This window comes from Mesorhizobium sp. 8, from assembly GCF_006351905.1.
Classification (GTDB): Bacteria; Pseudomonadota; Alphaproteobacteria; order Rhizobiales; family Rhizobiaceae; genus Mesorhizobium; species Mesorhizobium composti.
Map to the genome: position 1 here is coordinate 3325132 of NZ_CP040914.1, position 21515 is coordinate 3346646.

Annotated in this window: 16 protein-coding genes; 12 read left to right on the forward strand and 4 right to left on the reverse strand. The window is 66.5% G+C overall.

Features of this window, described 5'->3' with window-relative positions; all coding sequences use genetic code 11:
* The first annotated feature begins 47 nt into the window (after window positions 1-47).
* The 5 genes from iolC to iolB are packed head-to-tail and all read left to right on the forward strand — an operon-like array spanning window position 48 to window position 5926.
* A complete protein-coding gene (gene iolC, locus FGU64_RS16180; RefSeq protein ID WP_139954114.1) occupies window positions 48-2018 on the forward strand; it encodes a 5-dehydro-2-deoxygluconokinase in 1971 nt (656 codons plus the stop codon).
* An 18-nt stretch (window positions 2019-2036) separates the two neighbouring features.
* Window positions 2037-3887: a 3D-(3,5/4)-trihydroxycyclohexane-1,2-dione acylhydrolase (decyclizing) gene (iolD, locus tag FGU64_RS16185; protein WP_139954115.1), complete on the forward strand. Its 1851-nt coding sequence runs from the start codon at window positions 2037-2039 to the stop codon at window positions 3885-3887.
* Window positions 3888-3923: 36 nt separating this feature from the next.
* Window positions 3924-4841: a myo-inosose-2 dehydratase gene (gene iolE / locus FGU64_RS16190; RefSeq protein WP_139954116.1), complete on the forward strand. Its 918-nt coding sequence runs from the start codon at window positions 3924-3926 to the stop codon at window positions 4839-4841.
* Between the two features lie 45 nt (window positions 4842-4886).
* Window positions 4887-5102 carry a DUF3329 domain-containing protein gene (locus tag FGU64_RS16195; protein ID WP_139954117.1) on the forward strand — a complete coding sequence of 72 codons (216 nt, stop codon included), beginning with the start codon at window positions 4887-4889 and terminating at the stop codon, window positions 5100-5102.
* Between the two features lie 11 nt (window positions 5103-5113).
* Complete coding sequence (gene iolB / locus FGU64_RS16200; RefSeq protein WP_139955413.1) at window positions 5114-5926, forward strand: 5-deoxy-glucuronate isomerase; 813 nt, start codon at window positions 5114-5116, stop codon at window positions 5924-5926.
* Window positions 5927-5930: 4 nt separating this feature from the next.
* On the opposite strand, the gene FGU64_RS16205 is transcribed toward iolB, so the two are convergent.
* From FGU64_RS16205 to FGU64_RS16215, 3 genes are read right to left on the reverse strand one after another with little or no spacing between them, the layout of a single operon-like run.
* Window positions 5931-9026 (reverse strand): efflux RND transporter permease subunit, encoded by a 3096-nt coding sequence (locus FGU64_RS16205; protein ID WP_139954118.1) that lies wholly within the window; start codon window positions 9024-9026, stop codon window positions 5931-5933.
* Window positions 9023-10099 carry an efflux RND transporter periplasmic adaptor subunit gene (locus FGU64_RS16210; protein WP_139954119.1) on the reverse strand — a complete coding sequence of 359 codons (1077 nt, stop codon included), beginning with the start codon at window positions 10097-10099 and terminating at the stop codon, window positions 9023-9025. The genes FGU64_RS16205 and FGU64_RS16210 overlap by 4 nt, the downstream gene beginning before the upstream one ends.
* On the reverse strand, window positions 10096-11229 hold the full coding sequence (locus FGU64_RS16215; protein ID WP_139954120.1) for an efflux RND transporter periplasmic adaptor subunit: 1134 nt from the start codon (window positions 11227-11229) through the stop codon (window positions 10096-10098). Before FGU64_RS16215 ends, FGU64_RS16210 begins: the two co-directional genes overlap by 4 nt.
* A 226-nt stretch (window positions 11230-11455) precedes the next feature.
* On the opposite strand from FGU64_RS16215, the gene FGU64_RS16220 reads away from it, so the two are divergent.
* Window positions 11456-12730 (forward strand): 4-aminobutyrate--2-oxoglutarate transaminase, encoded by a 1275-nt coding sequence (locus FGU64_RS16220; protein ID WP_139954121.1) that lies wholly within the window; start codon window positions 11456-11458, stop codon window positions 12728-12730.
* A 145-nt stretch (window positions 12731-12875) separates the two neighbouring features.
* On the opposite strand, the gene FGU64_RS16225 is transcribed toward FGU64_RS16220, so the two are convergent.
* Complete coding sequence (locus tag FGU64_RS16225; RefSeq protein WP_139954122.1) at window positions 12876-14117, reverse strand: FAD-dependent oxidoreductase; 1242 nt, start codon at window positions 14115-14117, stop codon at window positions 12876-12878.
* Between the two features lie 511 nt (window positions 14118-14628).
* Between FGU64_RS16225 and FGU64_RS16230 the strand changes: the two genes are divergently transcribed.
* The 6 genes from FGU64_RS16230 (at window position 14629) to FGU64_RS16255 (ending at window position 21049) form a co-directional block, all read left to right on the forward strand.
* A complete protein-coding gene (locus FGU64_RS16230; RefSeq protein ID WP_246671135.1) occupies window positions 14629-15933 on the forward strand; it encodes an imelysin family protein in 1305 nt (434 codons plus the stop codon).
* A gap of 57 nt (window positions 15934-15990) precedes the next feature.
* Window positions 15991-16302, forward strand: a complete 312-nt coding sequence (locus FGU64_RS16235) for a (2Fe-2S)-binding protein (RefSeq protein ID WP_136354292.1) — start codon at window positions 15991-15993, stop codon at window positions 16300-16302.
* Window positions 16268-16765, forward strand: a complete 498-nt coding sequence (gene bfr / locus FGU64_RS16240; protein ID WP_139954123.1) for a bacterioferritin — start codon at window positions 16268-16270, stop codon at window positions 16763-16765. The genes FGU64_RS16235 and bfr overlap by 35 nt, the downstream gene beginning before the upstream one ends.
* A gap of 246 nt (window positions 16766-17011) precedes the next feature.
* On the forward strand, window positions 17012-18475 hold the full coding sequence (locus FGU64_RS16245) for a di-heme oxidoredictase family protein (protein ID WP_246671136.1): 1464 nt from the start codon (window positions 17012-17014) through the stop codon (window positions 18473-18475).
* Between the two features lie 209 nt (window positions 18476-18684).
* On the forward strand, window positions 18685-19743 hold the full coding sequence (locus FGU64_RS16250) for an imelysin family protein (protein ID WP_246671137.1): 1059 nt from the start codon (window positions 18685-18687) through the stop codon (window positions 19741-19743).
* Between the two features lie 205 nt (window positions 19744-19948).
* Window positions 19949-21049 (forward strand): DUF1513 domain-containing protein, encoded by a 1101-nt coding sequence (locus tag FGU64_RS16255; protein WP_139954126.1) that lies wholly within the window; start codon window positions 19949-19951, stop codon window positions 21047-21049.
* Window positions 21050-21515 lie beyond the last annotated feature (466 nt).

Consider the following 21515-nt stretch of genomic DNA (forward strand, 5'->3'; position numbering starts at 1 on the left):
GACTGGAATATGGAATTGATATTTCATCCGAGCAAATGTGCCGGGCAATGATCGGCAGCACGAAGAAAAATCCAGGAAGCAGGGAGGTGCGGGTGAAAGAAGCTGCCGACAAGCCGCTTGATGTCATCGCCATCGGCCGCGCCTCCGTCGATCTCTACGGCCAGCAGATCGGCTCGCGGCTGGAGGATATTTCCTCCTTCGCCAAGTCGGTCGGCGGCTGCCCTGCCAATATCGCCGTCGGCACCGCCCGGCTCGGCCTGAAATCGGCATTGCTGACGCGCGTCGGCGACGAACAGATGGGCCGCTTCATCCGCGAACAGTTGGTGCGCGAGGGAGTTTCCGTTGCCGCCTTGAAGACCGATCCGGATCGCTTGACGGCGCTGGTATTGTTGTCGGTGGAGGACGAGGGCGTCTCGCCGATGATTTTTGTCCGCACCGACTGCGCCGACATGGCGCTCGAGCCGGACGACGTCGACGAGGCTTTTGTGGCCTCGGCTCGCGCCGTCGTCGTCACCGGCACGCATTTCTCGCGTGAAAATACCGCCGCCGCGCAGCGCAAGGCCATGCGCGTCATGAAGCAGAGCGGCGGCAAAGTCGTCTTCGACATCGACTATCGGCCGAACCTGTGGGGCCTTGCCGGCCACGCTGAGGGCTTCGGCCGCTACGTGAAATCCGACCGCGTTTCCGCCGAGATGAAGGCTGTGCTGCCGGAGTGCGACCTGATCGTCGGCACCGAGGAGGAGGTGCTGATCGCCTCCGGCGAAAGCGACCTGTTGGCGGCGCTGAAGACGATCCGGACGCTTACGCCCGCCACCATCGTGCTCAAGCGCGGCGCCATGGGCTGCATCGTCTATGACGGAGCGATCCCGGACGATCTCGAAGCCGGTATCGTCGGCAAGGGGTTCCCGATCGAGGTCTACAATGTGCTCGGCGCAGGCGATGCCTTCATGTCCGGCTTCCTGCGTGGCTGGCTGGGCGGCGAAAGCCTGGAGACGGCGGCGACCTGGGCCAATGCCTGCGGGGCGTTTGCCGTATCGCGGCTTTTGTGTTCGCCGGCATACCCGACCTTCGAGGAACTGCGCTTCTTCCTCGATCACGGCAGCAAGCACCATGCGCTGCGCAAGGACGAGGCGATCGCCCACATCCATTGGGCGACGACGCGCCGGCGCGAAATTCCCTCGCTGATGGCCTTCGCCATCGATCATCGCGTCCAGTTGGAAGCGGTGGCTGAGAAGGCCGGCGCCGACTTTTCCCGCATCGACGCCTTCAAGGTGCTGGCGGTGAAGGCTGCGGCAAAGGTCGCCGATGGCCGCGCAGGCTACGGCATGCTGATCGACGAACGATATGGCCGCGAGGCGCTGTTCGAGTTCGCCCGCCATTCCTTCGCCTGGCTCGGCCGGCCGGTGGAACTGCCTGGCTCGCGACCGCTGCGCTTCGAATTCTCGCAGGACATCGGCTCGCAGCTCGTCGAGTGGCCGGTAACGCATTGCATCAAGTGCCTGTGCTTCTACCATCCCGACGATCCGCCGGCGCTGAAACAGGAGCAGCAGGAAAAGCTCCACGCCCTGTTCGAGGCCGCCCGCAAGGTGGGGCGCGAACTGCTGGTCGAGATCATCGCCTCGAAGAACGGCCCGGTCGACGACCGTACCGTGCCGCGCGCGCTGGAGGAGCTTTATGCGCTCGGCATCAAGCCGGACTGGTGGAAGCTGGAGCCGCAGCGTTCGCAGGTCGCCTGGAAGGCCATCGAGGCGACGATCACCGGAAACGACCCGTGGTGCCGTGGCGTCGTGCTGCTCGGGCTGGAAGCGCCGCAGGACGAGCTGGAACTGGCCTTCGCCGCGACGGCGGACGTGCCGGTGGTTAAGGGTTTTGCGGTCGGCCGTACGCTTTTCATCGACGCAGCCGAGAAATGGTTCGCCGGCGCACTATCGGACGAGGAAGCGATCGCCGACATGGCCGCCCGCTTCGACGCGCTCACCCGCGCATGGCTTGCCGCGCGCGGCCGCAAGGCGGCATAGAAGGCGGGGAGGACCGACATGACCAAAACCATCCGCCTCACCATGGCGCAGGCGCTGACGCGCTTCCTTGCCCGGCAGATGACCGAGATCGACGGCGCGAAACTGCCGATCTTCGGCGGTGTCTGGGCGATCTTCGGCCATGGCAACGTCGCCGGCATCGGCGAGGCGCTGTACGGCGAGCGCGAGGCTTTGCCCACCTTCCGCGCCCATAACGAGCAGGCGATGACGCATGCGGCCATCGCCTATGCCAAGGCGAATTTTCGCCGCCGCTTCATGGCCGCCACGACTTCCATCGGGCCTGGCGCGCTCAACATGGTGACGGCGGCGGCCCTTGCCCACGTCAACCGGCTGCCGGTGCTGCTCCTGCCCGGCGATGTCTTCGCCAACCGCATTCCCGATCCGGTGTTGCAGCAGGCCGAGGACTTTTCCGACGGCACCGCCACCGTCAACGATTGCTTCCGTCCCGTTTCGCGCTATTTCGACCGCATCACCCGGCCCGGGCAGATCGTGCCGGCGCTCAACCGCGCCATGCAGGTGCTGACCGATCCAGCCGAATGCGGGCCGGTGACGCTGGCGCTATGCCAGGACGTGCAGGCCGAGGCTTATGACTATCCCGAAAGCTTCTTCGCCGAACGCCTCTGGACGCCGCGCCGGCAGCGCCCGGACCGAGGCGAACTGGCCGCTGCTGCGGCGGCGCTGAAGGCGGCGAGGAAGCCGCTGATCGTCGTCGGTGGCGGCGTGCTCTATTCGGGCGCTTCCGATGCGCTGGCCGATTTCGTCGAAGCGACCGGCATTCCCGTCTGCGAGACGCAAGGCGGCAAATCCTCGCTGCCGGACGATCATCGCCTCAACATGGCCGCTGTCGGCGTCACCGGCACATCCGCCGCCAACCGTCTGGCCGAGGAGGCGGACGTGGTGCTGGCGGTGGGCACGCGGCTGCAGGATTTCACCACCGGCTCATGGGCACTGTTCAAGGGCGAGGGCAAGACGCTTGTCGGCCTCAACGTCCAGCCTTTCGATGCCGGCAAGCACCGCGCGCTGCCGCTGGTGGCGGACGCCAAGGAGGGGCTGGAGGAATTGGCCTCGGCCCTGAAGGGTTGGAAGGTGCCCGCCGCCTGGACCGATAACGCCGTGGACGGCAAGGCGGAATGGCAGGCCGAGGCCGGCAAGGTCACGGCATCGACCAACGTCGCCCTGCCGTCGGATGCGCAGGTGATCGGCGCCGTGCAGCGGGCAATGGGGTCGGATGTCATCGCCCTGCACGCGGCCGGCGGCCTGCCGGGCGAGATGCACAAGCTCTGGCAGGCTGGCGCACCGGGCTCCTACCATGCCGAATACGGCTTCTCGACCATGGGCTACGAGATTGCCGGCGCGCTCGGCGTCAAGATGGCGCGGCCGGACAAGGAAGTCGTCGTCATGGTCGGCGACGGCTCCTACCTTATGCTCAATTCCGAGATCGCCACGTCCGTGATGCTCGGCCTGAAGCTCACCGTCGTGCTGCTCGACAATCGCGGCTTCGGCTGCATCAACCGGCTGCAGATGGCGACCGGCGGCGCCAACTTCAACAACCTGTTGAAGGATGCGCGCCACGAGACATTGCCCGATATCGACTTCGCCGCCCATGCCGCCAGCCTCGGCGCGATCGCGCAGAAAGTGTCGTCGATTTCCGAGCTGGAAACGGCGCTGGCGGCGGCGAAGACCAATGAGCGCACCACCGTCCTCGTCATCGACACCGATCCGCTGGTGTCGACCGAGGCCGGCGGCTACTGGTGGGATGTCGCCGTGCCGCAAGTGTCTTCGCGCCCGCAAGTCGTTGCCGCGCGCAAAGAGTACGATGAAAAGCGCAAGGCGCAGCATGTCGGCGATTGAGCCGTCACTGGCCACAAGCAAAAACCGGAGATCACCGTGAAGGCAAAACTGGGCATGTCGCCCATCGCGTGGTGGAACGACGACCTTGTCGAACTCTCCGACGACGTGTCGCTGGAGGAGTGCCTGCGCCAGTCCCGCTCGGCCGGCTTCACCGGCATGGAGAAGGGCCGACGCTTCCCGAACGATCCGGACGTCATGCTGCCGATCCTGAAGGCGGCGGACGTGACGCTGTGCGGCGGCTGGTTCTCCGGCACGCTGACGGTCGAGGACCTGGCCGCCAACAAGGACCGCATCGCGCCGATGATCGCCCTGTTCAAGGCGGTCGGCGCGCCCTGTATCGTCTATGGCGAGGTCGGCCGCTCGATCCAGGGCGACCGGACGAAGCCGCTAGCGGAAAAGGCGGTGCTCTCCGACGCCGAGATGAAGGCCTATGCCCGCAAGGTCACGGACTTCGGCGAATGGTGCGCCGACCAGGGCATGCCGCTGGCCTACCATCACCATATGGCCGCCATCGTGCAGTTCGAGCACGAACTGGACGCCTTCATGAACCAGTCGGGCGAAGGCATTCCGCTGCTGCTCGATGCCGGCCACCTCGCCTTTGCCGGCGGCGATGTGCTGCGCGCCATCGACAGGCACCACAAGCGCATCAGCCACGTCCATGTGAAGGACATCCGCCAGCCGGTGATCGATGCGCTGGACTGGAAAAAACAATCCTTCCTCGATGCCGTGGCGCTCGGCGCCTTCACCGTGCCGGGCGACGGCTCGCTCGATTTCGGCGCCATCGTGCGGAAATTCGCCGACTATGGCTACGAGGGCTGGTTCGTGGTCGAGGCCGAGCAGGACCCGAAAAAGAATCCGCCGCTCAGGATGGCTGAGGTCGGCCACAAGGAACTGATGCGGGTGATGCTTGCTGCCGGCTATACGGTCGAGACGCAGGGCTTCCCGAAGGGTTGAGCGACGGCCGGGTGTGGCATAGGGATGGGTTTTCGGGAGCCGCATATGAAAGACGCCGATCATCCGTTTTTCCGGCCGCTGTGGCGGCGTGTCGCCCTGGTGGTCGTCTGCCTTTCGTGGGCGGGGCTGGAATTCTACAACGGCTCGCAGACATGGGGCCTGATCGCGTTGGCTTTCGCCGCCTACGGCGCCTGGCAATATCTGTGGCTCTACAAGCCACCCGGCGATCAGCCATCCGGCCCGTCGCTTCCGAAGGAATGATCGAGGACATCATGCCGAACCTGATCGTCAAGGCGAACCATGGCTACGGCCGCGTCGCCCACGTCACCCCGCAAAGCGCCGGCTGGACCTATGTCGGCTTCGACCTTCACCGGCTGCGTCCCGGCGAGACGGTGTCGGCGGAAACCGGCGCCAGCGAAGTCTGCCTCGTCTTCGTCACCGGAAAGGGCAGGGCCAGTGCCGGGGGCAAGGATTTTGGCTCGCTTGGCGAGCGCATGTCGGTCTTCGAAGGCAAGCCGTGGTCGCTCTATATCCCGCAAGATTCCGGCTGGTCGGTGACGGCCGAAACCGAATTGGAACTGGCGGTCTGCTCGGCGCCCGGCCTCGGCAGCGGCCTGCCCGCACGGGTGATTTCGCCCGACGATCTTGGCCAGGAGGTGCGCGGCAAGGGCACCAACACGCGCTATGTCACCAACATCCTGCCCGAGGGCGAGCCGGCGGATTCGCTGCTGGTGGTCGAGGTCATCACGCCCGGCGGCCATACCTCCAGCTACCCGCCGCACAAGCACGACCGCGACGCCCTGCCTGCCGAATCCTATCTGGAGGAAACCTACTACCACCGTCTCAACCCGCCACAGGGTTTCGCCTTCCAGCGCGTCTACACCGACGTGGATGCCGACGGCACGCGCGAGCTGGACGAGACGATGGCGATCGAGGACGGCGACGTCGTGCTGGTGCCGAAGGGCTACCATCCCTGCGCCGCCTGCCACGGCTACGACCTCTACTATCTCAACGTGATGGCCGGACCGAAGCGGACGTGGAAGTTCCACAACGCGCCCGAGCACGAATGGTTGTTGAAAGCCTGAGGCATCAGCCGGCCGGCGACGTTTCTCCGGCCGCCTCGTCCGATCCCTGTTCGTCCGCCGGCTTCGGCTCCTTCAGCCGGAACCAGGCGATGTAGAGCGATGGCAGGAAGAGCAGCGTGATCGCCGTGCCGGCGAGGATGCCGCCCATCATGGCATAGGCCATCGGCCCCCAGAAGGATTCGCGCGCGATCGGGATCAGCGCCAGCGAGGCGGCCGCCGCCGTCAGTGCGATCGGTCGCATGCGATGCTCGGAAGCGTCCACGACCGCCTTCCAGCGGTCCATGCCGTCGCGCACCAGGTCCTCGATCTGCATGACCAGGATCACCGAATTGCGGATCAGGATGCCGATCAGCGCGAGGATGCCGAGGATGGCGACGAAGCCCATCGCCGAATTGCTCAGCAGCAGGCCGATGACGACGCCGACCAGCCCGAGCGGCGCCACCGCGACGACGAGGAACAGCCGCTGGAAGCTCTGCAACTGGATCATCAGGATGGTCGCCATGATGAACAGCATCAGCGGCACCACGGCGGCGATCGGCCCCTGGCTCTTGCCGCTCTCCTCGACCGAGCCGGCGGTGGCGAGCGTATAGCCTTCCGGCAGTTTGGCGGCGAAGGCGTCGACCGACGGTTTCAGTTCCTTCACCACCGTGTCGGGCAGCGCGTCGCCGACGAGGCCCGCGCGCACGGTGATCGTCGGCACGCGGCCGCGCCGCCAGATCGCCGGTTGTTCCAGCGCGTAGTCGAAATTGGCCAGCGCCGCCAGCGGGATCGCCTCGCCGGTAGGCGTTGGAATCTGCATGTTCCTCAGCGTATCCAGCGAGGCGCGGTCTGCCTCGCGCGAGCGCACGACGACGTTGATGAGATAGGTGGAGTCGCGCACCTGGGTGATGGCCGCGCCGCCGACCGTGGTGTTGAGCGCGCTGGCGATGTCCTGCGAGGTGATGCCGAGCTGGCGCGCCTTGTCCTGCAGCACATCGACCTTCAAAACGCGCTCCGGCTCGTTCCAGTCGAAGGTGGGCGCGGCGACCTTTGGATTGGCGGCGATGATGCCGGCGAACTGCCGGGCAAGGTCACGCACCTTCTGGATATCGGGACCGCCGACGCGGTACTGGATCGGCCGGCCGACCGGCGGGCCGAGCTCGAGCGTCTTGACGAAGGTGTCGGTGCCGACGAACTCATCGCGCAGGATTTTTTCCAGCGCCGGCTTCACTCGGTTGCGCGCCTCGATGCTCTTGGTGACGATGACGACCTGACCGAAATACGGATTGGCCGGCTGCACGTCGAGCGTCAGCACGAAGCGCACCGCGCCCTGGCCGATATAGGACGACCAGTGGTCGATGTCGTCATTGCCGGCCAGCGCTATCTTTTCGAAACGCTCGACCTGTTCGCGCGTCTCGGCGATGGAGCTGTTCTGCGGCAATGTAAAATCGACGATCAGTTCCGGCCGGTCGGAGGGCGGGAAGAACTGCTGCTGCACCAGCGTCATCCCGCCGAGCGAGACGAGGAACAGCAGGATTGTGGCGACGATCGTCAGCCAGCGGTGCCGCACCGAAAAGAGCAGCACGCGCCGGAAGGCCCCGGTGAAGCGGCCGGGATTTTCGTGATGCGCCTTCATCGTCGCCGGCAGGAAGGTGATGCCGAGCAGTGGCGCGAACAGCACCGCGACGATCCACGACACCACGAGCGACACGGCGATGACGACGAACAGCGTATAGGTGTATTCGCCGGCGTTGGAGGAGTTGAGGCCGATGGGAATGAAGCCGGCCACCGTCACCAGCGTACCGGTCAGCATCGGGAAGGCGGTCGAGGTGTAGACATAGGTCGCCGCCTTGCGCAGCGGGTCGCCGGCCTCCAGCCGAGCGACCATCATCTCCACCGCGATCATGGCGTCGTCGACCAGCAGGCCGAGCGCGATGATGAGTGCGCCGAGCGAAACGCGCTGCAGCGATATTCCGAGATATTCCATCGCGACGAAGGTGATGGCCAGAACCAGCGGGATCGACAGCGATACGACGAAGCCTGCGCGCAGGCCGAGGCTGACGAAGGAGACGGCCAGAACGATGGCGACGGCCTCGAACAGCGCGCGTGTGAAGCCCGACACCGCCTCCTCTACGATCACCGGCTGGTCGGCCACCTTGTGCACGCCGACGCCGACCGGCAGCTCGGCCAGCACCGCGTCCATCTTGGCGTCCAGCGCCTTGCCGAAATCGAGCAGGTTGGCGTTCGGCTTCATGCCGATGGCGAGGCCGATGGCATCCTGCCCGTTGTAGCGGAACAGCCCGGCCGGAGGGTCGGTGTAGCCGCGCTTTATGGTGGCCACGTCGCTCAGGCGGAAGAAACGGTTGTCGATGCGCAGATTGATGGCGCGCAGGCTCTCTTCGGAGGTGAACTGGCCTGTGACGCGCACCGCCACGCGCTCCGGCCCCGCCTCGATGACGCCGGATGGCACGATGGCGTTCTGCGCCTGCAGGCTCTGCACAATCGCCTGTTCGTTGATGCCGAGCGCCGCGATCTGGCGGGTGGAAAATTCGAGGTAGATCACCTCGTCCTGCGCGCCGATCAGGTCGACCTTGCCGGCGTTTGGCACGGTCAGCACCTCGCTGCGCACCTTTTCCACATAGTCGCGCAGCTGCCGTCCGGTCAGTCCATCGGAGGTGAAGGCATAGATGTTGCCGTAGACGTCGCCGAAGCGGTCGTTGAAGAACGGCCCCTGCACCCCTTGCGGGAACTGGTGCCAGATGTCGTTGATCATGTTGCGCACCTGCAGCCAGGTGGGCACGACATCCTTCGCCTTGGTCGAGTCCTTCAGGTTGACGAAGACGATGGTGCGCCCCGCCGTGGTGAGCGAGCGGGTGAAGTCGAGGCTGTCCAGTTCCTCCAGCTTCTTCTCGATGCGGTCGGTGACCTGCCTGGCCTGCTCGTTCACCGAGGCGCCCGGCCAGTTGGCCTGGATGATCATCGTCTTGATGGTGAAGGAGGGGTCTTCCTCGCGGCCGAGGTTCAGGTAGGAGGCGACGCCGGCGACAACGAACACCAGCATGAAATACCAGACCAGCGAGCGGTGCGAGAGCGCCCAGTCGGAGAGGTTGAAGCCTTTCATGGCGTGGCCCCTTCGATCCTGACCTTCTGGCCTTCCTTCAGGCTGTGCACGCCGGCGGTGACCACGCGCGCGCCTGGCTCCAGCCCGCCGGCTACGGTGAAGGAACCGCTCGCCTTGCCGGAAACCTGAACGTCATGCGTGGCGACGGTCATGGCCTGCGGGTCGACGATCCACACCTTCGCCTTGCCGTCGGCTTCGAGCAGCGCCGACAGCGGCAGCTCGATGGCCGGCGTGGCGGCCGTGACGCGGGTGGCGGTGACGGTCGAGCCGAGCCGGAAGGATGCCGGCGGATCTATGAGGGTAAGCTTGACGCGGCGCGTGCGCGTCGCCCCTTCGGCCTGCGGCGCGATCTCGCGCAGCTTCGCCTCAGCCTTGATCGTCGGCAGCGATTGCAGCGTCACTTCGAACGGCGTGCCGGCGATAAGATCGCCGGTCAACTGGTCGGGAATATCCACCACGGCCTCGCGTACGTCGGCGCGCGCCACGGTGACGATCATCTGGCCGGGCGAGACGGTCTGCCCCACCTCGGCGCCGACGGCAGTGACGACGCCGTCGAAGTCGGAGAACAGGCGGGCATAGCCGAGCTGTTCCTGCGACTTCGCGAGTGCGGCTCGCGCTCGTTCCACATTGGCCTGCGCTGCCTGCATGGCCTGCTTGGCCGCATCATAGACCGCCTGCGAGGTGTTCTTCGATTCCAGCAGCTGGCGTTGGCGTTCCTCGCTGGCAGATGCGTTGGCGAACTGCGCCTCGGCGTTGGAAAGCTCCGCCTTGGCCGCCTGCACGCCGAGATCGAGCGCGGTCGGGTCGAGCGCCGCCAGCGTCTCGCCCTTCGTCACCAGGTCGCCGACCTCGACGTCGCGCGCCACCACGCGGCCGAGTAGGCGGAAGGCGAGGTTGGCGCTGAATTCCGACTCCACCGTGCCGACGAAGCCGAGCGTGCGGCTGGCCGTCGGCGTCACCACCATTGACAGCACCGGCCGCACGACTTCCGGCGGCGGCGTTTCCTTTTCCTGCGAGCAGGCGGCGAGCGGCGCAAGGACACAGAGCGTTAGCAGCAGCGCGCGCCGCGTCATGGCTTGGCCTCCGCCACCTCGACCACCTCCCCGGGACTGAGCAGCTGGCCGCCGGCGGTGACCACCTGCTGGCCCGCCTCCAGCCCCTTGTCGACGACGATGATGCCGGACTCGTAGGCAAGGATGCCGATCGGTGTCACCGTCACCGCCTTCGAGGCGGGATCGAGAAGCCAGACCGCCGGCTTGCCGTCCTGCGAGGTCAGCGCCTGCCACGGCAGGACGATGCCCTTTTGTGCCCTGGCCGAAACCGTGCCGACGACGGCAGCGCCCAATGGCAGCGCGGCCGGTGTCTCGGGGATCGCCACCTTGACGCGGATGGAGCCGGAGGCCGGATCGACGGCCGGCGAAATTTCACGCACCCTACCCGTCGCCGTCACCTTCGGATCGGAAACCAGTACGATCGTCACGGCCGGATCGGGCACGGTGCTCACCACCAGCGTTTCCTGCACGTTGAAAACCGCGTCGCGGTCGCCGTCCTCGGCGACGGTGAAAACGGTCTGCGCGGCCTGCACCACCTGTCCCGCCTCGACGGCGCGGGCGGTGACGACACCAGGGGCGCCGGCGCGCAGCTCGGTGAAGGTCAGGTTCTCCTTGGCGTTGGCGAGCGCGCTTTGGGCCGCGTCGACGCTGCCCTGCGCAACCTTCGCCGCCTGGTCGGCGGCGTCGTAGTCGCGCCGCGTGGTAAAGCCCTGCGCCAGCAGCGCCTTCTGCCGCTCGAAGGCGGCCTTGGCCTGCGTCAGGCTGGCATTGGCGGCATCGAGGTCGGCCTGCGCCGAACGCAGGTCCGATTCCTGTTCCTGCGGATCGAGCCGGGCGAGAACCGTGTCCTTGTCGACATGCTGGCCGACCTCGACCAGCCGTTCGGCGACACGGCCGCCGACGCGGAAGGCGAGATTGTTCAGCGTGCGTGCCGCAATGACGCCGGTCAGAGAGGTCTTCGGCGCGTAGTCGGTCATTTCGGCCGTGGCGACCTGCACCACCACCGGCAGCTTGGCTTCAGCGGTTTCCTTCTTCTGGCAGCCGGCGACGAGCAGGGCGGCCGCGCCGGCAAGCGCGAGGACGAGGGAACGGGGGACACGACGACGGAAGGGTGGCGATGACGTGGCAGACGATGGCACGCTTCCCCTCATGGCGGTCTCCGATCCGTCGCGCTTCGGCAAAGGATTGCCGCGGCGTTGCCGAAACAATACCCGTTCTCCATGCGATTGAAACCGGTCTTGTGGAGGAGACCGGAGTTGCGGGACCACCGGCAGGCCCAACGGACGGCGCACGGTGCCGGCTTGAGGAAACGGCGGAAAGAGGCCAGAAAGGCAGGGAAGCCGGCATATGTGCCATCGACCGTCCCGGAGAGAACCCATGAAGAATTCCGACCTGTCCCAGCGCAAGAACGCCTCGATCGCCCGCGGCGTTGGCATGACGACGCAGATCTATGCCGACAAGGCGGAGAACTCGGAGATCTGGGACGTCGAGGGCCGCCGCTACATCGATTTCGCCGGCGGCATCGCCGTGGTCAACACCGGCCACCGCCACCCCAAGGTGATCGAGGCGGTGAAGGCGCAGCTCGATCGCTTCACCCACACCTGCCATCAGGTCGTGCCGTACGAGAACTACGTGCATCTGGCAGAGCGGCTGAACGGCATGCTGCCGGGTAATTTCGAGAAGAAGACCCTCTTCGTCACCACCGGCGCGGAAGCCGTGGAGAACGCCATCAAGATCGCCCGCCACGCGACCGGCCGGCAGGCCGTCATCGCCTTCGCTGGCGGCTTCCACGGCCGCACCTTCATGGGCATGGCGCTGACCGGCAAGACGGCGCCCTACAAGCTGGGCTTCGGCGCCATGCCGGGCGACGTCTTCCATGCGCCCTTCCCGGTGCCGCTGCACGGCGTGACGGTGGCCGATTCGCTGGCCGCGCTCGACCGCCTGTTCAAGGCCGACGTCGATCCGTCGCGCGTGGCGGCCATCATCCTCGAGCCGGTGCAGGGCGAGGGCGGCTTCTACGAGGCGCCGCGCGACTTCACTTCGGCGCTGCGCAAGATCTGCGACCAGCACGGTATCCTGCTCATCGCCGACGAAGTGCAGACCGGTTTCGCCCGCACCGGCAAGATGTTTGCCATGCAGCATCATGATGCTGTGCCCGACATCACCACCATGGCGAAAAGCCTTGCCGGCGGCTTCCCGCTCTCGGCCGTCACCGGCCGCGCCGAGCTGATGGATTCGCCCAACCCTGGCGGCCTCGGCGGCACCTATGCGGGCAACCCGCTGGGCATCGCGGCGGCCCATGCCGTGCTCGACGTGATCGAGGAGGAGAAGCTGGTGGACCGCGCCAACCTGCTCGGCTCCCGCCTCAAGCAGCGGCTGGAATCGCTGCGCGCCGACGTGCCCGAGATCGTCGACATCCGCGGCCCCGGCTTCATGAACGCCGTCGAGTTCAACGACGTGAAGAAAAACCTGCCGTCGGCGGAATTCGCCAATGCCGTGCGGCTGAAGGCGCTGGACAAGGGCCTGATCCTGCTCACCTGCGGCGTCTACGGCAACGTCATCCGCTTCCTGTCGCCCATCACCATCCAGGACAATGTGATGACCGAGGCCCTGGACATTCTGGAGGCGTCGATAAGGGAGGCGCGGGCCTGATCTTCCTTCTCCCCGTTCAGGGGGAGAAGGTGGCCTGAAAGGCCGGATGAGGGGCAGCGCAAGCATCGCAGAACCTGGTGCCGCCCCTCACCTGCCTGCCGGCATCCTCTCCCCGTAAACGGGGCGAGGGCGCAGCTTCGGCCACCTACCCGACCTTCTCCTGAAACGCCGCCAGCGCCGCCTTCAGATCGCCCCCGGCGGCAATAAGGTCCGCGGCCGGCGAGAAGCCCGCCCCCATCATCTTGCGGCCCATCATGTGATCGGCGGGGCGGTTGACGGATTCGATGCCGAGCAGCCGGTCGCCGAGATAGTGGTAGACTGAGAACCTGTTCTCGGCCGGCTCGCCAACGACGATCTCGCGGTTTCCTCCGGCGGTCAGGCCGACCATCTGCAGCTTCATGTCGCCGATGTCCGACCAGAACCACGGCACGGCCGCGTAAGGTTCCTCGTGGCCGAGGATGGTGCGCGCGGCGAGCTTGGCCTGGTCGGTGGCGTTCTGCACCGATTCCAGCCGCACGTCCTGCCCGGTGAACCAGTGCCGGTAGTTGACCGCGTCGCCCACCGCCAGGACTTCCGGGACGGAAGACCGCATCTGCGCATCGACGCGCACGCCGTTGGCTGTCTGGATGCCGGCAGCCTCGGCAAGCTCCGTCGCCGGCACGACGCCGACGCCGACGATGACCATTTGCGCCGGCAGTCTTTCGCCGTCCGAGGTGACGGCGGCGGCGACATGGCCGCCGGCATCGCCCTCCAGCTTGGAGACCGTCGTGCCTGTGAGGATGCGGATGCCCGACGTCTCCAGCCGCTGGCGCACATGTGCCGCCACCGCCGGCGCCACAGCGCGGCCGAGCAGGCGCCCCATGGCCTCGATCACCGTCACCTTGCAGCCCGCCGCGGTCAGCGTCGCGGCAATCTCCAGCCCGATGAAGCCGCCGCCGAGCACCACGACTTCCCGCGCGGTTGCGATCAGGTCGCGGATCAGCCGCGCATCGCCGAGCGTGCGCAGCGACAGCACGCCGGCAAGTTCCGTGCCCGGCAGCGGCAGTGTGCGCGGCCGCGAGCCGGTGGCCAGCACTAGGCGGTCGAAGGGCAGCGGCGCACCGCCGGCAATCTCCAGCCTGCGGCCGGCGAGATCGATGCGCTCCACCCGTATGCCCGGGCGGTAGTCGATGGCGCTGCCGGTGTAAAAGGCCTCGCCGCGCAGCGGTTGCGGCTTTGCCTGCGGGTCCTTGATGAAGGTCTTCGACAGCGGTGGCTTGTGATAGGGCAGGGCTTCCGGTTCGTCGCCGAGCAGGATGAGCGGGCCGTCATAGCCTTCCTCGCGCAGGCTGGCCGCAGCCTGCACCCCGCCATGCCCCGCGCCGACAATGACCACGCCGTTCTTCATCGCAACCCGTCCCCCATCGTTGGCGCTGCCGCACCGATGAAACTATGCCGAAGCACCACATGGCGATTGCCCGGCTGCGCCGCAAGACGCCTCGGGCGTCGCACCTGAGACGGTGCGCTGTCAATCGGGTTGTGGGTCCGGTCGTCGGTCCCGCTGCCGGGCGACAGGCTTCGGCAGCAGCGCATAAACCTGACCGTATTAGTTTAGAATAATTCTAAACTCTTGTTTCAATTGGATTTTCCTGCCGATTTAATTTGACTTTCCTTTTCTTCTCAACTTTATGGAGGGGCGCTTCTGGCGCATCCCTTTGATGTCTGGGCCTTGAACCCTTTCGATTGGAGGCTTCGGTGTTGTTCTTGCGCGCGAACCATGGCGTCGCGGCCGGTCAGCCGGCTGGGGATGTGAATTGCGTTGCGCTGTCGCCACCTTCCGCTTCCAGCCCTTTTGCCGATGCGCCGACTTCGCCGCCGGGATCGCATCCATTTGCCATTTTCGAGGAGAGAGACGAACGATGATGAGGACGAAGGTTAATGCGCGATATGGCGGCAGGCTTGCCGCGGTGGGCGCCACGGCGTTGCTGACGGCCGCCGCATTCGTGCTGCCCGCCCGCGCCGAAACCGATGCCAAGGCGGTGGTCAAGACCTACGCCGATATCGCGCTCGCCAAATACGAGGATTCGCTGGCGACGGCCAAGGCGCTGGATACCGCCGTCGACGCTTTCCTCGCCAAGCCGTCGGCCGAGACGCAACAGGCTGCCAAGGACGCCTGGAAGGCGGCGCGCATCCCCTACCAGCAGACCGAGGTCTACCGCTTCGGCAACCCGGTCGTCGACGACTGGGAAGGCAAGGTGAACGCCTGGCCGCTGGACGAGGGCCTGATCGATTACGTCGATGCCAGCTACGGCACCGAATCCGACGAGAACGCGCTCTACACGGCCAACGTCATCGCCAACAAGGAGATCGAGATCGACGGCAAGAAGGTCGACGCTTCCGAAATCACGCCGGAATTCCTGTCCGGCACCTTACAGGAGGCCGGCGGCATCGAGGCCAACGTGGCGACCGGCTATCATGCCATCGAGTTCCTGCTGTGGGGCCAGGACCTGCATGGCACCGGGCCGGGCGCCGGCGAACGGCCTTACACCGACTACGACCTTGCCAACTGCACGCACGACAACTGCGACCGTCGTGCCCAGTACCTGAAGTCCGCCACCGACCTGCTGGTCTCCGATCTGGAGGAGATGGTCGGCGACTGGAAGGACGGCGGCGCGGCGCGCAAGCATCTGGAAGAGATCGACGCCAATGCCGGCATTTCCACCATCCTGACCGGCATGGGCTCGCTCTCTTACGGTGAACTGGCGGGCGAGCGCATGAAACTCGGCCTCCTGCTGCACGACCCGGAGGAGGAGCACGACTGCTTCTCCGACAACACCCACATGTCGCATCTGGAAGACGCCGTCGGCATCCGCTCGGCCTATCTCGCCAGCTACAAGCGCGTCGACGGCACCGAGGTTTCCGGCCCGTCCGTCTCCGACATGGTCAAGGCGGCCGACGCCGCGCTTGACACCGAACTCAGGGGCAAGCTGGACACGACCGTCGCCGCGATGGAAGCGATCAAGGCGCGCGCCGACGGCGGCGAGGCCTACGACCAGCAGATCGCCGAGGGCAACACGGAAGGCAACGCCACCGTGCAGGCCGCCATCGACGCGCTGGTCGACCAGACCAAGTCGATCGAGCGAGCCGTTTCGGTGCTGAAGCTCGACGCCATCGCCTTCGAGGGTTCCGACAGCCTGGACGCGCCCGACAAGGTCTTCCAGTAACCATCAACGATAGCGAGCGGCGTGCAGGACGCGCCGCCAGCCATCCGGATCAGGGACATGCTCGTCTGCCATTGCAACATCATCACCGAGAAGGAGATCGAGCAGACGATCGTTCGGCTGCTCGACGAGGATCCCTGGCAACTCATCGTTCCGGCCAAGGTCTACCACGCGATGCATAAGCGCGGCCGCTGTTGCGGCTGTTTCCCAAATGTGGTGGAAACGATCATTCGGGTCACCGAGGACTACCACGCCCGTGTTCACACGGGCGGAGCCGACATCGTTTCACACCTCGACCGCGTGAGGGAGTTGCGCGGCCAATACGGGAGCAGAACCCATGAAAGGCGACAAGCAGGTCATCGAGCGGCTTAACGAGGCGCTTTTTCTCGAACTCGGCGCCGTCAACCAGTACTGGGTGCATTTCAGGCTGCTGGAGGACTGGGGCTACACAAAGCTGGCAAAGAAGGAGCGCGCTGAATCCATCGAGGAGATGCACCACGCCGACAGACTGGTGGCGCGCATCATCTTCCTCGAAGGCCATCCGAACCTGCAGTCGGTGGCGCCGCTGCGCATCGGCCAGAACGTCAAGGAAGTGCTGGAATCGGACCTCGAAGGCGAATACGACGCACGCACCGCCTACAAGCGCTCACGTGAGATCTGCAACGAAGTGGGCGACTACGTGTCGATGAAACTGTTCGAGGAACTGCTGGCGGACGAGGAAGGCCATATCGACTTCCTCGAGACCCAACTCGACCTGCTCGCCTCCATCGGCGAGGAGAAATACGGCCTGCTCAACGCCGAATCCGCCGACAACGCCGAGATCAACCAGGACTGAGGACATGGGTAAATGCGGCGCGCCCTGAACCTGCTGCGCGCGCCGCGCCATTCTTCCTTCGCCCCGTTTACGGGGAGAAGGTGTCCCGAAGGGACGGATGAGGGGCAGCGTCCCTCTCTGAAAGGTTTGCACCGCCCCTCATCTGCCTGCCGGCATCTTCTCCCCGTAAACGGGGCGAAGAGCGCTCATCGCCGCTTCGCCCTGCCGCTCGTCGCCGTCTTTGTATCTGTAGCTTGGCCCGCATTTTTGCTGGCTGACGATCTTCCCACCTCCCGCGCCGACCTCTCCGGTGCCGACCTCGCCCGCGTTGAGTCTGTCACTGCGCCGACCAAGGACTTCTCCAAGCCCGAAGACTACGAAACGATGCAGGGCGGTGCCGGCACGTCCAAGAAGCGCGCCAATGCAGACGCCTTCTCTCAAGCTTCGGCCAACATCACCTTCGAGCAGCAGGCCACGTTCAAGCTGGGCAACGCGCTGTTCCGCAAGAACTGGGTGTCGTCGCCGTCCTCGACGCAGGCGTCCGACGGGCTGGGGCCACTGTTCAACGAGCGCGCCTGCCAGAACTGCCATCTCAAGGATGGCCGCGGCCGGCCACCGCTTGGCGCCGATGGCACTACCTCCATGTTCCTGCGGCTGGCGCGGGCGGCGAGCAACGCCGAGGAGCAGGCGACGATCGCTCGGCACGAGGCGCTGAATTTCCCCGATCCCGTCTACGGCACGCAATTGCAGGAACTGGCCGTGCCTGGACTCGCCGGCGAAGGCCGCATGAGCGTGACCTATACGGAGGAACCGATGACGTTGGGCGACGGCGCGACAGTCTCGTTGCGCCGCCCCGCCTATTCCGTGACCGATCTTGCCTATGGCCCGCTCGATCCGGCCACCACGCTGTCGCCGCGCCTGACGCCGCCGATGATCGGCCTTGGCCTCGTCGAGCAGATCCATCCCGCCGACACTCTCGCCCATGCCGATCCGGGCGACCGCGACGGCGACGGCATTTCCGGCCGGCCGAACATCGTGCTGGACGAGACGACCGGCAAGCCGGCGCTCGGTCGCTTCGGCTGGAAGGCGCAGGCCGCCTCGATCCGCCAGCAGTCGGCCGACGCGCTGGCGACCGATATCGGCATCTCCTCGCCGGAAGCGCCGCGCCACTGGGGCGACTGCACCAAGGCCGAGCCGGCGTGCCTCGCCATGGCAAACGGCGTGCAAGCCCGCCTCGGCGACACCGAGGCGCCGGTGCCGGTGATGGACCTGATCACCTTCTATGCGCAGAACCTCGCCGTGCCGGCGCGCCGCGACGTCGGTGGCAGGCAGGTGCTCGCCGGCAAGCGGGCTTTCTACGAGATGGGTTGCGTCGCCTGCCACACGCCGAAATTCGTCACCCGCCGCGATACGCCGGACAAGGCGCAGGCCTTCCAACTCATCTGGCCGTACTCGGACTTCCTGTTGCACGACATGGGCGAGGGGCTGGCCGACGGGCAGCAGGTGGGCGATGCCACCGGCAACGAATGGCGCACGCCGCCGCTCTGGGGCATCGGCCTGACTGCGCGCGTCGGCGGCGGCCACGCCTTCTTCCTGCATGACGGGCGCGCCCGCAATCTCATCGAGGCGATCCTGTGGCACGGTGGCGAGGGCACCAAGGCCCGCGACCGCTTCGCCGCCGCCGACGCCGCAACGCGCGCCGCGCTGATCAGGTTCCTGGAGTCGCTGTGATGATTGTAGATGTGATGAAAGAGCGTGGCGTTTCCTGTCCAGGTGGCAAAGTCCCCCCTCTCCGTCTCGGCTTCGCCGAGCCACCTCTCCCCCCGTTCCGGGTGGAGAGGATGCGCCGGCCGCAAGGCTTGGCACTCATCCTCTCCCCTACGAAGTGGGGGAGAGGTGGCTCGGCGAAGCCGAGACGGAGAGGGGGACTTGTCGTTGCCTTGACCGTTTTCGTTTCGTTGGTCGGTGCCCAGCCAGCCCCAGCCGCTCCGGTGAAAACCGCCGACGTCATCGGCCGCGCCGTCGACGGTTTCGTGCGGCCGGCCTACGCCGCCTTGCGCGAGAAGGCCTCCGCCGAGGCAAAAGCCGTCAAGGCGCTGTGCGCGTCGCCCTCGCAGGCCAATCTCGCCGCCGCCCGCACCGATTTCTCCGCCCTCGTCGATGCCTGGTCGGCGATCGAAATCGTCCAGTTCGGGCCGATCCGCGAAAACAACCGGCTGGAGCGGATGCTGTTCTGGCCGGACCGCAAGTCGATCGGGCTGAAGCAGGTGCAGGCTGCGCTCGCCGCCAATGACCCGACCGCCGCCGACCCTGCCGCCATCGCCGGCAAGAGCGTCGCCATGCAAGGGCTGGGGGCGCTGGAATATATCCTCTACGGCACTGGCGCGGATGCGCTGGCGAGCGCCAACGGTGCGTATCGTTGCGCCTTCGGCGCGGCGGTAGCCGGCAACATCGAGACCATTGCCGCCGAAGTCGCAGCGGCCTGGAACAAGCCGGACGGCTTTGCCGCCATCTGGCGGAACCCGGGGCCGGACAATCCCGTCTACCGCGACGGGCCGGAGGCGGTGACGGACCTGCTCGGCGTCCTCATCGACGGGCTGGAGCTTGTCCGCGACGTCAGGGTGAAAGGCTTCCTCGGTGCGAATGCCGATGCGGACAGGCCGAAGCAGGCGATCTTCTGGCGCTCGGGCAAGACGGCCGATTCGCTGGCCGCCAACCTCGACGGCATGGACCGCCTGTTCACCGTCTCGCGCATCGGCGAGGCGCTGTCCGACGACGCCCGCTGGATGGCCGAATCGACGCATATCCAGCTCGCCAACGGCGTCGCCGACGCCCGCGCCGCGTCCGGCCCCATCGATACCGTGTTGGCCGATCCTGAAAAGCGCGCCAGGCTGGAACACTTCCGCCTCGTCACCAGCAGCCTCTCCAGCCTCGTCGGCACGCGCATGACGGCGGAATTCGGACTGACAGCAGGGTTTTCCTCGCTGGACGGGGATTGAGGATGCCGGCAGGTCCTTTCTTCATTCGGCCCCTTACCCCCACCCCTGTCCCCTCCCCGCAAGGGGGAGGGAGACGCTGGCATTGCCGGTCCACGAAATTGTCCGCCACCGCCAAGCCCCCCTTCCCCTTGCGGGGAGACAGGGGTGGGGGTACCGCGACTTCAAAGCGGGCCGACCTCCGGCCAAGGCACAGGAGGTTCGCCCCATGCGCACCCCGCTGATCGACCGCCGCGACTTCCTGCGCGCCGCCGGCGCCGGCTTCGCGGCGGCCATGGCACCGTCGGCCTGGGCGGCGGCGCTTGCCACCGATGCCGTCTTCGCCACCGCCTTCGTGCGCCGCGACGGCGGCTATGGCGCCGGCATCCTGTCGGAGGAAGGCAAGCTGCTCTACGCCGTGGACCTGCCCGACCGCGGCCACGGCATGACCCTCGACCCGGCCTCGCGCCGCGCCATCGTCTTCCCGCGCAAGCCGGGCACGCTGGCCGTGGCCTTCGACCATGGCGGCAAGGACGAACCGGTCACCATCGCCGCACCCGCCGGACGGCATTTCTACGGCCATGGCGTCTTTTCGCCGGACGGCGCGCTGCTCTACGCCACCGAGAACGATTTCGACGTGGCGGCAGGCATGGTCGGCGTCTACGATGCCGGCGACCGCTTCCGCCGCGTCGGCGAGTTCGCCACCCATGGCGTCGGCCCGCACGAAATGGTGCTGCTCGGCGACGGCCGCACGCTTGCCGTGGCCAACGGCGGCATCGAGACGCATCCCGATTTCGGCAAGGCCAAGCTCAATCTAGCCACCATGAAGCCGTCCTACGTGCTGATCGACCGGCTGACCGGCGACCTCCTCGAAAAGCACGAACTGCCGGCCGACCTGCACAAGCTGTCGATCCGCCACATGGACATCGACGCGCAAGGCGCCGTCTGGTTCTCCTGCCAATACGAGGGCGCGACGCTGGATCGGCCGCCGCTGGTCGGCAAGGCCGAGCGCGGCAGGGAACTGCAACTGCTCGACATGCCGGAAAAGGTGCTGAACGGCTTGCGCAACTACATCGGCGCCATGGCGGCCAACCGCGAGGCCGGAACCATGGCCGTCTCCTCGCCGGCCGGCAACAGCTACGTCGTCTTCGACACGGCAAGCGGTAGCATCGTCTCGGCCATCAGCCTGACCGAAGTGTGCGGCATCGCGCCGGACCGCGCCGGCTTCATCGCCTCCAGCGGCGCTGGCGCCATCGTCGCGCCGCACCGGCCGGCCGTGTCGGAGCCGGACTATGTGTGGGACAACCACATGCTGCGGATAACAGCCTGACCCTTTCCCGCTTGAGGGGGTCCGAAGGACGCCGGGCGTAGCCCGGTCGGGAGGGGTAACCTCAACCGCTCCGACGCACAGAAGCCTCGCTCTACGGCCAGCGACCCCTCTCCGTCGCCGCTTCGCGGCGCCACCTCTCCCCAAAGGGGCGAGGAACCGAGCCCGCGACCGTCGCACTCTGCGAGTATCGAGGCATCACGCAGTTTCCACATGGCGCCGGCCCAACAGGACCTGGGTTCCTCGCCCCTCTGGGGAGAGGTGGCGCGCGCAGCGCGACGGAGAGGGGTTCTCCCTGAGTGAGCTTCTTCGTTGCCACGCTGCCTTTCGGCCCTGGCCATTGTCAAAGAGCGGACCTCGTTTGAGGTCGGGAAGCGGGCGCGGGGGCCGTGCCTGCTAAGTTAAAGTATGGCGCGGCATCCCGCGCCCGCCGGTGTCTTGCCTCCCCGAGGGTCGCTGCCGCCTTTCG

Excerpts from the sequence above, each read along its gene's own strand:
- iolC (WP_139954114.1), top strand. The coding sequence starts at position 48 with ATGATCGGCAGCACGAAGAAAAATCCAGGAAGCAGGGAGGTGCGGGTG.
- iolD (WP_139954115.1), top strand. The coding sequence starts at position 2,037 with ATGACCAAAACCATCCGCCTCACCATGGCGCAGGCGCTGACGCGCTTC.
- FGU64_RS16195 (WP_139954117.1), top strand. The coding sequence starts at position 4,887 with ATGAAAGACGCCGATCATCCGTTTTTCCGGCCGCTGTGGCGGCGTGTC.
- iolB (WP_139955413.1), top strand. The coding sequence starts at position 5,114 with ATGCCGAACCTGATCGTCAAGGCGAACCATGGCTACGGCCGCGTCGCC.
- FGU64_RS16205 (WP_139954118.1), bottom strand. The coding sequence starts at position 9,026 with ATGAAAGGCTTCAACCTCTCCGACTGGGCGCTCTCGCACCGCTCGCTG.
- FGU64_RS16210 (WP_139954119.1), bottom strand. The coding sequence starts at position 10,099 with ATGACGCGGCGCGCGCTGCTGCTAACGCTCTGTGTCCTTGCGCCGCTC.
- FGU64_RS16215 (WP_139954120.1), bottom strand. The coding sequence starts at position 11,229 with ATGAGGGGAAGCGTGCCATCGTCTGCCACGTCATCGCCACCCTTCCGT.
- FGU64_RS16220 (WP_139954121.1), top strand. The coding sequence starts at position 11,456 with ATGAAGAATTCCGACCTGTCCCAGCGCAAGAACGCCTCGATCGCCCGC.
- FGU64_RS16225 (WP_139954122.1), bottom strand. The coding sequence starts at position 14,117 with ATGAAGAACGGCGTGGTCATTGTCGGCGCGGGGCATGGCGGGGTGCAG.
- FGU64_RS16230 (WP_246671135.1), top strand. The coding sequence starts at position 14,629 with ATGATGAGGACGAAGGTTAATGCGCGATATGGCGGCAGGCTTGCCGCG.
- FGU64_RS16235 (WP_136354292.1), top strand. The coding sequence starts at position 15,991 with ATGCTCGTCTGCCATTGCAACATCATCACCGAGAAGGAGATCGAGCAG.
- bfr (WP_139954123.1), top strand. The coding sequence starts at position 16,268 with ATGAAAGGCGACAAGCAGGTCATCGAGCGGCTTAACGAGGCGCTTTTT.
- FGU64_RS16255 (WP_139954126.1), top strand. The coding sequence starts at position 19,949 with ATGCGCACCCCGCTGATCGACCGCCGCGACTTCCTGCGCGCCGCCGGC.